We start from the raw sequence: 12,952 nt of genomic DNA, 5'->3' as shown, positions 1-12,952 counted from the left end.
AGAGACTTATGAGCTTAGCCAGATTAGTGTATGAGTGGAGTAAAAAAACTCCTAGTAAGACTTTTTTAATAAGTGAAGATAAAAATTTAACTTATGAGCAAGCGGTACAGGAAATAGCAAAAATAGCATCTAACATCTCGCCAGGTGGCACAGTAGTGCATATAATGTTCAATACAGTAGAATCCATTCTGGCTTATTTAGCTATATTGTGGGCTGGAGGAAAAATTGTTGCAGTCGATCCATTAACTTCTGCAGAAGACTTAAAGTTTATATTAGAAGACTCCAAACCAGATTTAGTCTTCACAGACCATGAGGTATATGAAAGAGAAAAAAATATACTAAAGGATTATAAAACAGTAGTTGAAGTACCTAGAAAAAATGTATTCTCTTCACCTTATGAATATAGAGAAGATGAAGTAGGATTAATATATTATTATGCTGGAATAGCTGGAAGAACAATGCAAGTTTTACATAGTGCAGAAAGAATGGAATTGAATTCTTTATCTCTATATAGAGCAACTAAGTTAAAAGAAGTTAGAAGCATTTTAACAGTACCAATTGCTCATGTTCTCGGTAATAGCGTTTTAGGTGTAACTTTAGAAGCAGGTGGAGCAATGTACATAGTAAAAAAATTTGAACCGAAAAGTGTAGCTAGTGTGATAGAGAAATACTCTATTAACTATCTTTCAACGGTTCCAATGGTATACGATTCCTTAAACACAATAGATGCTAATCTTTCAAGCTTAGAATTATGTGTAAGTAGCGCAGCTCCTTTGTTCCCTAATACAGTAAATACATTTTTCAATAAATTTGGCAAAAAGATAGTTCAACAATACGGATTTACTGAAGGATTTGTACTTACTTTTCAGCCATTAGAATATGCAGATGTAATTAGCGTAGGAAAACCGTTACCAGAAGTCGAGGTAAAGATTGTTAAAGATGATGGAAAAGAGGCAAAAACTGGTGAAGTAGGAGAATTATGGGTAAAGGCACCATGGTTAATGCTAGGATATAAAGACATAGAAGAAACAAATAAAGTATTTTCTAATGGATGGTTAAAAACTGGAGACCTAATGAGTATGGATGATAAGGGATTATTGTATTTTAGAGGGATTAAAAAAAGAATGCTGAAATATAAGGGTTATCCTATATTTCCAAGAGACTTAGAGGAAATATTAAAGACTCATCCTAATGTAATAGATGCTAAAGTAATTGGAGAAGATGCTGGTCAACTAGGACAGCAACCTATAGCAATTGTCGTGGTAAAAGAGAAAAAAGATGGTATTGAAGAAGAGCTTCTGAATTATGTTAACACAAAGGTAGCATTTTATAAGAAGTTGAAGAAAGTATATATAGTGGATAAAATTGAGTGAGATTGACACACTAGTTAGAGAAATAGCCAAAAGATTAGAAGAAAAAGCCGAAAAAATATTAAAAAAGGAGGAAGCTACTATAACTATAACTGATAGTAACATAGACGACATAATAACAAAAAATAGAGTAGTGTTTGTAGATTGCTGGGCACCCTGGTGTGCTCCTTGCCATATCTACGAACCAATATTTAACAAAATGGCCGAGAAGTATAAGGATAAGATAGTATTTGGAAGGCTTAACGTTGACGAAAATCCAAAAACAGCAGATAAATATGGTGTCATGAATATACCAACTACCTTGATCTTTCTTAACGGTAATCTAGTAGATCAAATAGTAGGAGCCGTAGATGAGACTACGCTAGAAGAATATATTAAAAAATATTTGTCATGAGGAGTTTTCTTTAACTTTGTACTACTTAATCAATTATTTTTTATAATGCATTTTTAAGCAAAATTTTACATTTGCATAATCTGTAATTAAGAATTATATATAAACTTCTGAACAGTTTTTATATCTAACACTAATAATCTTTTTAAACAATTAAAGCTATTCGTAATCATGCCAAGTTTACCTAAAACAGCCGAAGAGGCTCTGAAATTTCTAAAAGACAATAAAATAAAATGGGTGGATCTACAGTTTACAGATCTACCTGGAAGATTGCATCATATTACAGTCCCAGCCTCAGAATTTACAGAAGATTCATTTAAAACAGGGTTTGGAAAATTAGATGGAAGTAGTATAAAAGGATTTACTATGATTTATGAAAGCGATATGGTGCTAATGCCCATACCACAAACTATGGCAGTTATACCTTGGAATGAAGGAATTGCTAGAGTTATAACCCAGGTATTTTGGGGAGGAGGAAAGGGAAGATTCGAGAGAGATCCAAGACATATTGCAGAAGAAGCAGAAAAGAAACAATCAGAAGAAGGTTATATTAGTTATTTTGGCCCAGAGCTAGAATTCTTTATATTTGATAAAGTAGATTTGGATGTAGCCACACCTCAAAGCGGAACTGGATATAAAATACATGCTAGAGAAGCCCCATGGGCTAGAAATGGAGGGTTCCTAATAAGATACAAAGAGGGTTATTATCCAGCACCACCTGTAGATCAGCTAATGGATATAAGAGTCGAGGCTATTAATATATTAACTGATTACTTTGGATTCAATATAGAAGCTACTCACCATGAAGTTGCTACAGCTGGACAAGGCGAAATTGATTTCAGATTCTCTACATTAGCTGATACAGCCGATAAAGTTCAAACACTAAAATATGTCGTAAAAAATGTAGCAGCAAAGCATGGAATGATAGCCACTTTTATGCCAAAACCAATGTTTGGAGATAATGGGACAGGAATGCATACGCATTTTAGTCTATGGACAAAAGATGGAAAGAATCTAATGTACGATCCTAACGATGAATATGCTGAGTTAAGTCAAATAGGTAGATATATAGTAGGAGGAATATTAGAACATGGTAGAGCATTATCAGCAATAGTATCGCCAACCACAAATAGTTATAGAAGATTAATTCCAGGTTATGAGGCACCCGTATATCTAGTGTGGAGTAAATCCAACAGAAGTGCTGCAATTAGAATACCATCATATTATAGAGGAATGGAAAAAGCAAAGAGATTAGAATATAGACCACCAGATCCCTCGTGTAACCCATACTTGGCATTCGCTGCAATACTAATGGCTGCTTTAGATGGAATAAAGAAAAAGATTGAGCCTGGTGATCCTGTTGATGAAAATGTATATCATATGAGCGAAGAGAGGAAAAAACAGTTAAAAATTAAGGAATTACCTAGATCATTAGATGAAGCATTAGATGAGTTAGAAAGCGACAATGAGTTCCTAAAACCAGTATTTAATTCATCAATATTAAATACATACATTGACCTAAAGAGAGACGAAGCAAAAACTATGCAACAGTATCCTCATCCTATGGAGTTATATTACTATTTAGATGCCTAAAATTCCAATTTTTCTCAAGTTTCTTCTTATTTCATTTAAATCTAAATAGTAATCGAAAACATAATTTTTTACTGAATCAGAAAGGATAGAATAGTTAATACCTAATAAGTTGGCATAATCCATTATCCATCTATCTTTTTGAAATAAAAATGATGTGAAAGATTCTTCATAGACCTTTTTTATTAAGTCCTTATCAAGTTCGTTTCTTACAGCTAATGTACAACAATGTAAAGGTTCAAATGTATGTAAAATGGAATAACCCTTACGAGTTAAAATAGTGAAGTAAGGCTCCCAAATAGATATAGCGTTAATTTTATGATTTTCAAGATCAATCACCATGGATTCTGGAGAATCATAACTTTGCAAATTTAAATCTGGATTATATAACAATGACCATATTTCCATACTAGACATAGTTGTGGAGCCGACTCTGTCACAAAGGGATTCACCAATTATTCCACCTCCTCCCTTCGCCCCACCTCCTATAATATCAAAATTATTGAATATTTTCTTAAAAATTAATTGCGTTACTACTGGTGAAAACCCTATATTTATCTTACCTTCTACTAGATCTTTAGTTAAGCTTAGTCCATTATCATAAATTAGAATATCAACAAAAAACCCTTTTTCTTTAAGTGCTTTTACAAAAGGTATAATAAATGGATATTCAGCCGCCCTAATTATACCTATTTTTATAAACTTATTACTTAACTTTACTGATAAATTTTTTCCGAGCGATTTTTTCCTCTCTATGAGTCCTTGTTTCTCCAGCTCAGACAAAATTTCTGACAATCTACTTTTTGATAACCCACTAATCCTAACTAGTTCAGATTGAGGTAATTCACCAAACTTTTTTAAGATTTCAATAATCCTAGATTTTGAGTCACTCATTCAATAAAAAATCTATTTTACCTATAATAAACTTGTCTTCTTTGACGTTTCGAGTAATCTAAATACATAGTTCCTTAATGACACATTATTTTTGAATAACCCTCTCGTTGCTACTGATAATAAACTTGCCTCTCTATCTTTAACACCCCTAACGTATGCACACATATGAAGAGCATCTCCTATAACCATTACACCTTTTGGATGAATATCGCTATTCATTATAGCATCAGCAATTTGCTGAACTAATCTTTCTTGAATTTGTGGCCTTGATGCGTAATAATTCACAATCCTTATAATCTTACTAAAACCGGCTACTTTTCTTTCTTGACCTACTATATATGCTACATGTACTTTTCCTATTATAGGTAGTAAATGATGTTCACATAAAGAAGAAAAACCTATATTCTTTACAAGAATAATTTGGTCTTCAACTTCAGATATACCATCTTCGGATAGGTTAAATGTTTTAATTTGAGGTTGAGGAGTTCTAAGTCCACTTGTCATTTCTAATAAAGCTCTAGCTACCCTTAATGGAGTTTCTCTTAGTCCTTCCCTATCCGGGTTTTCCCCTAAAATTTCAAGGATCTCTCTTATCCTTTTAGCTATCTCTTCAACCATCTTTTCTTGGTTTAATGTCTCTTCCATAACAATAATGTTATTGACCCCCATTAAATATAAAGTTAAATTAAAAAGAGTACTAAAAAGTTATAAATACTTGAATGTAGTCTCAAGAACAATGGGTTTTCTCTTTGTTACAATAACTGTATCTTCTATTCTAATTCCAAATTTATTCTTTAGGTATATTCCTGGCTCAATAGTTATTACCATATTTTCTTTAAGTTCAGCATCTGAGTTAGGTGAAATTGAAGGATACTCATGAACTTCAATACCTACACCATGACCAGTAGAATGAATAAAATATTTTCCATAACCAGCTTTTTCAATCACACGTCTTGCTGCCAAATCAACTTCTGAAGCCTTTACGCCTTCTTTTACTTTATCAATAGCCTCTAATTGAGCTTGTAAAACTATTTCGTAAATTTTCTTTATTTCAGTATTTTCTCCTTTTAAAAAAGTTCTAGTACTATCAAAGCAATATTTTTCATACCTTGCTCCTATATCTACGACAGCATTTTGTCCTTCTTTTATTACTTTATCAGAGGGAATATGATGAGGAAAAGCAGAATTTTCTGCAAAAGCAACTATACTAGGAAACGCGTAATCTTCTGCACCTTCAGTTCTCATAGTCATGTCTATTATACCAGCTAGATATTTTTCTGATATTTCTGAGTTAGTTAACTTATCCTGAGCAATTTTCATCGCAGCAGTAGTTATATCTCCAGCCCTCTTAATTAATTCTAATTCTTCTTGGTCTTTTACTGATCTCATGATAGAAATATCCTTTGAGAGATCTATTATTTCAAATTTACTAAAATAATTATAAAAGATTGAAGAAGTATTTTGAATATCTAAACCAATTTTATTTTCTTTGATAAAATTAAGAATTGCATCTTTTAAAGAGCCTTTAATAATCTTTTCTCCTTCTAATGTCGTACTATATGCAACTAAATCTATTTCTTTTACCTTATCTTGTGCCCTATATAATTCTAGTAAAGGAACTATAAGAGTAGCTATACCATCACAATAAACCAAAGCAACAAAGTTACCTATATCCGTCGTTATATAATCATATCCAGTTAGGTAAAATATACTAGCTGGACTGGTTATTATTGCACATTTTAATCCTTTTACTTCTAATAGTTCTTTAAGCTTATGAAGGCGCATAACTCTCAACCTTATATTTAAAATTAGGTTCTCTTATAGCTATTGCTATTTCATAGGCTTCACGTATTAATTCAATTTTTTCTTCTAAACTAAAATCACCACGTAATATATCCATTATATCTATTTCTTTATCTTGTCTATATAAACAAGTCTTTAATTTGCCGTCAGCTGTTAGTCTTATTCTATTACATCCAGCACAAAAAATTGGGTTTGCATACGGTTTCACAACCTCAATGACTAAATTATTGAGATAATATCTTGGTCTATAGTGTTTACTTCTTATTTCTATTTTATCAGCTCTCTCTTTTAATATTTTCTCTATACTTTCCAATTTTTCATGATATTCAAATGTATTTTTACCTAATCCTACCGGATGAAGTTCTATTAAATGTAGTTCATCTACTCCAGTTTCAATAGCAAAATTAATTATATTATCTAATTGCGATATATTTTTCTTAGTTAATACAAAATTTAATTTTAATGGTCTTAATCCAGCCTTAATAGCTTCTTTTATTCCTTCAATAACCTTATCTAGTGCGTCAACTCCAGTAATCTCCTTGAAAAGCTGTTTATCTAATGAGTGTAAACTTACATTAACTCTATCTAGTCCAACTTCTTTAAGTTTCCATGCTAACGTAGATAAAAGAACACCGTTTGTTGTCATAGAAACTTCTTTTATACCTACATCTTTTAACTCTCTAATAATTTGCAATAAGTCCCTTCTTAGAGTTGGTTCTCCACCAGTAAGTTTAACTGACCTTATTCCATATTCAATTCCTACTTTAGCTACCAAAGAAATTTCTTCTGGAGACAACAAACTCTGAGAATTGTCTTCTCCTTCCATATGACAGAAAAAACAAGAAAAATTGCACACATGCGTTAAAGTTACTCTTAAATCCTCAATCGACCTTCCAAATCTATCAATCATTACACTTATTATCGTTTTGGTAAGTATTAAATCTTGAATATGAAAAACGAATTATTATGCCCTAAATGTAACATTAAGATGGATTTTATAGCTGAAGCCGAAAACAGTAGCGATGGGAATAAGATAGTTAGATATTTTTATAGATGCCCAGCTTGCGGTACTAGAGTTAATGACGAAATAATAAATATAAAGAAGGAAAACGATTCTATCATTATAAAAATTTCTCAACAGCTTTTTTAAAATAGTTATAATGAGTAAATGGTATAAGACTAAGTAATGGTAAGTTATTAAAGTTTAATAACTCCTTAACTATTTCTTTATTTGGAGAATAACCTTCAAGTATCTTAATGTAATTTAAATAAAAAAGTTGAGGATCCTTTAGGAACTTATATGACATGGAGAAAGCTAGAACTAATAAATCCCAAGAAAAGTAAGAAGTATTACTAGTTTGAATAGCTTGTTCTGCATCTATCACATAGACTTTTTTATTATATAAGAAGTTTTCTAGCTTAGTATCACCAAGGGCAAAATTTCTCTTATGTATTAAATTGATAGCTCTTCCTAATTCTTCAAATTGTTCAAGGTCACTGATCTCTTCTCCATCTATAAATTCTCTATACATACAGATAGTTTCTTCATCAAAATCTATAACTTTAGGTACTTTTAACTCATCACCCCAATTGTAAGTAAAAAAATTAATTTCTCTATTCATCCTTTCTAGAGGATTTGATGTATATGGAAACCCTCTAAATGCTGGTGATATCAAATACCATTTAAAAGATGAAGATGAGCTATAACATTTAACAACAATTTTCCTATTGTCAACGTCTATAAGCCTAGTTTGAATGTAAAAACCTTTGAAGAAATCTTCTAACTTCATTTATTATCTATTTTACCTCTAACTCTTATTAATTCACCATCATCATACACTTCCTTATCTTTTATTTCCAATAATTTATTTAAATCTATATCTCTTGGAGAAAAATCCAATATATCTCCATTCTTATTAAAAATAACTATTACCTCTGTAGCCACGAAATATATCTTACTTTAATAAACCTTTAAAAAATTAATTATACATACTCCTCTAACTCATTAACGTACTTAAATGCGTCATCTGGGAATATTAAAATAGTAGCACCTTCATCCTTACTTTCTCTTATCACTTTTTTGTATGCAGAAACAGTGGCACCAGAGCTTAAACCTATTAAAATACCATCATTTCTAGCAACATCTATTACTCCCTCTACAGCCTCCTTAAACTTAATCTCTATTATCCTATCAATCTTAGCAATTTTAAGAAACTTATTATCCTTATCATCTGTAACTCTTTTTATTCCAGGTATACGCTCTCCTTGCGCAGGTTCAACACCTATAATTTCTACGTCATCACCATATTTCTCTTTAAAATACTTAGCTATACCTACAATATGTCCAGCAGTTCCCATAGTAGCTATTATCCTTTTAACTTTAATACCAGAAACTTTAGTTTGCTCATCAATTTCTTTAGCTGTAGTTTCATAATGAGCTAAAACATTAATCTCATTATGAAACTGATCCAGATGAGTATACCCATTAAATTCACTTAGTTTCTTCACTAAAGGTAAGAGCTCAGTTGTAGAATTTCCTGCTGAAATGACGTTTGCGCCTAAAATTTTCATTAAGACTTTGAATGATGAAGGAGCAGTAGATGGTATAAACACTGTAAAATTTATTTTAAATATAGAAGAGAGTGCAGAAAGAGCTATTCCAGTATTGCCAGAAGTTGCCTCAACTATTGATTTAGCGTTTTGCTTGATTGCTTCTTTAAATAAGAATAGAGCAGTTCTATCCTTAATACTATGACTGAAAGGGTTATAGAACTCTAATTTAGCCCATACATCATTACCTATATTTAACTTTAATAATGGAGTAGGCCACATCCCTTGCATTAAATCTATGGCATTTTCGAAAACATGTACCTCTTTTGATGACACAATATTGACCGCCTAACTACTTTTAGTAACTAATAACTTAAAAGTATTATTTTCCTTTCTTCATTTTAATAACATATTTATTCCCTTCTTTCTCCCAACCAATGTATGTATTACCAGTCTCATCACACCATTTTTTTAGTTCTTGCACAGCAGCCTCCCACTTTGTTTTAACCACTATTTCCTCGCCTTCTTTAGCGTCTCTAAAAGCCCTTAATGTTTGAACCAGAACTACTGGACACACGTCATCAGAATCAATTATCATAAAGAGACCACCACATCAGCTTCTTTTGCCTCTGTTAAAAAAGTTATACTACCAGATAATTTCACACCATCAATCAAATCTTCTTTACTTGCACCTATTATTTTCAAACCTACCTCATCGACGTAGAATTCTACACCTTCTTTTAGTGCCTCTTCTAACATTTTATCAGCATCAGTTATCTTTAGTCTCTTCATTTGTAAATTTAAGAATAATCTTGCAAGAAATGGCATAGAAAATTTTCTCTTTGAACCTTTAATAAATAAAGCCACAGCTTGAGAAGTTACAAATACTTTAACACCCCAACCCAAAGCTTTAGCTGATAATGCTAAAGTAAGAGCATGATACATCGCATCAAGGCTATTATTCGATACAAGAACAATAAGTTTCTGCATACTTAATAAGAATAAGAAAAGTAAAAATAAAATATTTGCCAGCTATATTCGAATACATGAAAATAAGGGCATTAACAATATTCGTTACGAATTTTGACAAAAATAAAATAAATGATTATATTCAAAAACTAGAGGAAATAAAAGACGAGAAAATATGGACAAAAAGAATTGCTTTACCACCAACACCCAGAGACTTGTCTTTAGATAAAATAGCAGATCTCATTCCTATAGACTCTAAGGAAATAATTTTCTCACTATTTCATTTAAAATCTAATGATAATAGGATAAAGGAATTAGCAGGGATATTACATACAAATGATAAGATTTACGCTTCAGTTTTACTTAAAAGACCAGAAGAGACCAAAGATGTATCAGATTTTATATACTCCTTAGATCCTGAGATTTCAACTAGAGTAGCTGTCCTAATCTATGATGATTTCCTTTTAACTCCATATTTTCCAGTAGGATCCGCAAATACAATAACTGACTCTATTGGCATATCTGTATTATTTGCTAATGATTATCTACAAGGTAAAGGAAACATAAGCTTGATTAATGCAAACGAAATTGGGGCAAAATATGCTAAAGACTTTAAAGTTAGGTATTTAGGCGTTGATATTTCACTTTCCCCGTGGATGACTGAGAGTGTTGCTGATATAATAGAAAATAAAAGTGGAAAACTATTTTCGCCTGGTAATACTTTTGCAGTTTTTGGTATTAACAAGGAATTATTCAATTTAGCATGGCAAAATAAAATAAAACCTATAGGCTTCTCTGAAGTTATGCTACCAGTTGCCGAAGATATAACATTAATGAAAAGAGTTGAAGAGGAAAGTCTAAGATTACCTCATTTACAACAACTCACATTTGCTTGTGTTGCAGGATTGGACATGGTAGCAATAACCAGGGATAAGGATCTATATTATAAGATATTTCTTGATAGTATTGCAATTCAATTTAATAAAAGAAGACCTTATGGTATAAGAATTATTCCATCTACTGGTTCAGGATATATATTTATTAATGGTTATGGCAAAATACCCGAGATTAAAACTGTCTGATACCTATTTAAACTACTTTTATAAACTTTGAAATATATATAACACATAGTATAGTGATAAAAATGGAAGTACGTAGGGTTCAAAAATTTGGGAAATCAACATTAATGGTTTCCCTACCAGCTGAATGGGTAAAAGAAGTAGGATTAAATGCTGGGGAGAGCGTATATTTAGAAGTTGATGAGGATGGAAGCCTAAAAATCTATCCGCCAAATATGAAAATTCAAGGCTCTCCTAGAGAAATAAAAGTAGTCATCTCTAATCTTGTAATACCAGAAATAATCACTAGAATCATATATGGGCTTTATATTCTAGGATTTGATAGGATAGAAATAGAGAGTAAAGAAAAATTATTTAGTGAAGATTTACTAAGAAAAATTAAGGAATCAGTAAGGAGTTTAATTGGTTTTGAAATTACTGTCCAAAACGTTGATTATATACAAATACAATCTTTCTTAGACCCTACTAAATACACTATGAACAGCTTACTTAATAGGCTTATAAACAACCTAAAACAAATGCTTCATTATCTAAGTCTAGGTATAAAAGAAGGTAGTAGAACCTTCTTGCAAGAAACAATAGAATTAGAAAGGGAAATAGACCGTTTATATTACTTAGCATTAAGACAACTTATACTTTCACAATCAAATAGAAGCTTAGCATATATGATAGGTGTAAAAAGAATCCAGTTAATTGGAAATAGGATATTAATAAAAGCCATTGAAGAAGCTGCTGATGAGATAAGCGAAGCAGCAAACGATCTACTTGCATTGCCTCCACAAGATTTAGATGAAATAAAGAAATACTGGAACCAATTTAATGATTTGATAGAACAATCTACGGTAATAATAGATCATGCTATAAAAGTTCTTAATAAAGAAGATATTAAATTAATAAATGAGGCTATGGAAGAATTAAGAACATTAAGAAGAATATTAATAGCGGAAGCCACTAAAACTGATTCCATGGATAATTATAGATTAATTATAGTAATAAGAAGTGTAAACCTAAGACTGTACAATGCCATAAGAAGAATGGAACCAATAGTTGAGATAGCATTCAATAGAAGTTTAGAAAATACAAAAGAAATTATTGTTGAGTAATTTTCTTTAATTGTTGTAACACATACTCCCTTATTTCTTTTATAGAAGGCAAACTTCTTATTAATTTTCCATTTTCCATATATTTCACTAATAAAGGACGACAATCAGAAGAAGGAGGCTTCCCATCAAGAAGTGTTATAACGTCATGATCAGGTGTAGGCCCACATCTATAAACTTGTTTAGCTCCAGGCCATTTTCCTCTTTTAGTGAATGGAATCCACTTACCATCAACGTATTTTTCAACAATATCAGCACTAAAATCTACACTTGGAGGAAATGCTATACTAGTTCCTACACCAAAACCATCTACAACATCTCTTAAATTTACTACATCATCTTCATCTATACCTCCACTTACAATAATCTTAACGTTATTATAACCATGTATATTTAATGTCCATCTTACCTCTTGGATAATTTTCCTAAAATTACCCCTTCTACTAGATGGGGTATCTAACCTTACACCATAAATTCTATCCTTCAGTAATTCGGCTGCCTTTAGTGCTTCAGTTCTTTCATCCTCAAATGTATCAGACAATATTATCCTTGGAACGCTTGGAGGCATAGCCTCATCAAATGCCTTCCACGCTTTTACATTATCACCCACAACTAACATTAATGCATGAGGCATTGTTCCAGAAGGTTCTATATTAAAATATTCTCTATCAAAAGCTCCTGAGATCCCATCACAACCGCCTATATAAGCTGACCTATCCGCCATAGGAGCTATTGCTGGATGTAAAGCTCTTAATCCAAAAAATAACACAGTCTTATCCATAGCTAAACTTTTTATTCTAGCTGCTTTCGTAGCTATACTAGAGGAATGCCTAAGCATTCCTAGAAATGCAGTCTCGAACACCCCAAAATCTAAGTAATTTCCTTCTATTATCATTACTGGTTCTATTTCCTTAAATAAAGTACCTTCTGGCATAGCATAAATATCAACTGGTTTTCCTTCAAAAAGCCTAAGCACCTCCTCGAGGCCTGCAAATACAGCCCATTTATATCCTTCTGGTAAACCATAAGAATGAATTTCCATTCTTACTTTTACATTTGAAATTCCCAAGTGCTTCAAAGTTTGTTCCGCTCTTTCAAAATAAATATCCGTTATTTTTCCAGAAAGTATATCCTCTTCAGATGCAATATAAAATTTCATATCAACTCGTTAATTAAAAAGACAAGTTAAATTTTAAACCTTCAGTA

16 protein-coding genes are annotated in these 12,952 nt (G+C 31.7%); 6 read left to right on the top strand and 10 right to left on the bottom strand.

The genetic code is table 11. The features are described 5' to 3' along the window. Positions 1-8 precede the first annotated feature (8 nt). The 3 genes from STK_RS07795 to glnA all read left to right on the top strand — a co-directional run bounded on the left by STK_RS07795 (position 9) and on the right by glnA (position 3,354). Complete coding sequence (locus STK_RS07795) at positions 9-1,373, top strand: class I adenylate-forming enzyme family protein (RefSeq protein ID WP_010979433.1); 1,365 nt, start codon at positions 9-11, stop codon at positions 1,371-1,373. Further along, entirely contained in the window at positions 1,366-1,764 is a 399-nt protein-coding gene (gene trxA / locus STK_RS07790) for a thioredoxin (protein WP_052846557.1), read from the top strand. The genes STK_RS07795 and trxA overlap by 8 nt, the downstream gene beginning before the upstream one ends. A gap of 168 nt (positions 1,765-1,932) precedes the next feature. After that, positions 1,933-3,354 carry a type I glutamate--ammonia ligase gene (gene glnA / locus STK_RS07785; protein WP_010979431.1) on the top strand — a complete coding sequence of 474 codons (1,422 nt, stop codon included), beginning with the start codon at positions 1,933-1,935 and terminating at the stop codon, positions 3,352-3,354. Here the strand turns inward: glnA and STK_RS07780 are convergent. The 4 genes from STK_RS07780 to moaA are packed head-to-tail and all read right to left on the bottom strand — an operon-like array spanning position 3,343 to position 6,958. Further along, the gene (locus STK_RS07780) at positions 3,343-4,245 is read right to left on the bottom strand and encodes a MarR family transcriptional regulator (RefSeq protein ID WP_010979430.1); all 903 of its coding nucleotides are present in this window, start codon (positions 4,243-4,245) and stop codon (positions 3,343-3,345) included. The genes glnA and STK_RS07780 overlap by 12 nt on opposite strands. Positions 4,246-4,266: 21 nt before the next feature. Further along, positions 4,267-4,890: a GTP cyclohydrolase I FolE gene (folE, locus tag STK_RS07775; protein ID WP_052846960.1), complete on the bottom strand. Its 624-nt coding sequence runs from the start codon at positions 4,888-4,890 to the stop codon at positions 4,267-4,269. Positions 4,891-4,950: 60 nt separating this feature from the next. Next, the gene (locus STK_RS07770) at positions 4,951-6,030 is read right to left on the bottom strand and encodes a M24 family metallopeptidase (RefSeq protein WP_010979428.1); all 1,080 of its coding nucleotides are present in this window, start codon (positions 6,028-6,030) and stop codon (positions 4,951-4,953) included. Then, positions 6,017-6,958: a GTP 3',8-cyclase MoaA gene (gene moaA, locus STK_RS07765; protein ID WP_010979427.1), complete on the bottom strand. Its 942-nt coding sequence runs from the start codon at positions 6,956-6,958 to the stop codon at positions 6,017-6,019. The genes STK_RS07770 and moaA overlap by 14 nt, the downstream gene beginning before the upstream one ends. Before the next feature lie 39 nt (positions 6,959-6,997). Between moaA and STK_RS07760 the strand changes: the two genes are divergently transcribed. Beyond that, positions 6,998-7,198, top strand: coding sequence for a hypothetical protein (locus STK_RS07760; RefSeq protein WP_052846556.1), 201 nt, complete (start codon positions 6,998-7,000; stop codon positions 7,196-7,198). Here the strand turns inward: STK_RS07760 and STK_RS07755 are convergent. The 5 genes from STK_RS07755 to STK_RS07740 all read right to left on the bottom strand — a co-directional run bounded on the left by STK_RS07755 (position 7,170) and on the right by STK_RS07740 (position 9,588). Next, positions 7,170-7,838 carry a hypothetical protein gene (locus STK_RS07755; protein ID WP_010979426.1) on the bottom strand — a complete coding sequence of 223 codons (669 nt, stop codon included), beginning with the start codon at positions 7,836-7,838 and terminating at the stop codon, positions 7,170-7,172. The two genes, STK_RS07760 and STK_RS07755, sit on opposite strands and share 29 nt — an antisense overlap. Then, the gene (locus tag STK_RS15275; protein ID WP_184650926.1) at positions 7,835-7,993 is read right to left on the bottom strand and encodes a hypothetical protein; all 159 of its coding nucleotides are present in this window, start codon (positions 7,991-7,993) and stop codon (positions 7,835-7,837) included. The genes STK_RS07755 and STK_RS15275 overlap by 4 nt, the downstream gene beginning before the upstream one ends. A gap of 38 nt (positions 7,994-8,031) precedes the next feature. Next, positions 8,032-8,889, bottom strand: a complete 858-nt coding sequence (locus tag STK_RS07750; protein ID WP_052846959.1) for a cysteine synthase family protein — start codon at positions 8,887-8,889, stop codon at positions 8,032-8,034. 91 nt (positions 8,890-8,980) lie between these two features. Next, positions 8,981-9,196: a sulfurtransferase TusA family protein gene (locus tag STK_RS07745; RefSeq protein ID WP_010979424.1), complete on the bottom strand. Its 216-nt coding sequence runs from the start codon at positions 9,194-9,196 to the stop codon at positions 8,981-8,983. Then, a complete protein-coding gene (locus STK_RS07740) occupies positions 9,193-9,588 on the bottom strand; it encodes a DsrE/DsrF/DrsH-like family protein (protein WP_010979423.1) in 396 nt (131 codons plus the stop codon). Before STK_RS07740 ends, STK_RS07745 begins: the two co-directional genes overlap by 4 nt. A gap of 56 nt (positions 9,589-9,644) precedes the next feature. Between STK_RS07740 and STK_RS07735 the strand changes: the two genes are divergently transcribed. Both STK_RS07735 and STK_RS07730 read left to right on the top strand, forming a co-directional pair. Beyond that, positions 9,645-10,649 (top strand): DUF711 family protein, encoded by a 1,005-nt coding sequence (locus tag STK_RS07735; protein ID WP_010979422.1) that lies wholly within the window; start codon positions 9,645-9,647, stop codon positions 10,647-10,649. 62 nt (positions 10,650-10,711) lie between these two features. After that, a complete protein-coding gene (locus tag STK_RS07730; RefSeq protein WP_052846958.1) occupies positions 10,712-11,749 on the top strand; it encodes a phosphate signaling complex PhoU family protein in 1,038 nt (345 codons plus the stop codon). Here the strand turns inward: STK_RS07730 and STK_RS07725 are convergent. Continuing rightward, positions 11,736-12,905, bottom strand: coding sequence for a nicotinate phosphoribosyltransferase (locus STK_RS07725; protein ID WP_010979420.1), 1,170 nt, complete (start codon positions 12,903-12,905; stop codon positions 11,736-11,738). The genes STK_RS07730 and STK_RS07725 overlap by 14 nt on opposite strands. Positions 12,906-12,952 lie beyond the last annotated feature (47 nt).

Origin of the sequence: Sulfurisphaera tokodaii str. 7, assembly GCF_000011205.1 — an archaeon.
GTDB lineage: Archaea > Thermoproteota > Thermoprotei_A > Sulfolobales > Sulfolobaceae > Sulfurisphaera > Sulfurisphaera tokodaii.
This window is presented reverse-complemented; position numbering and strand designations above follow the sequence as displayed.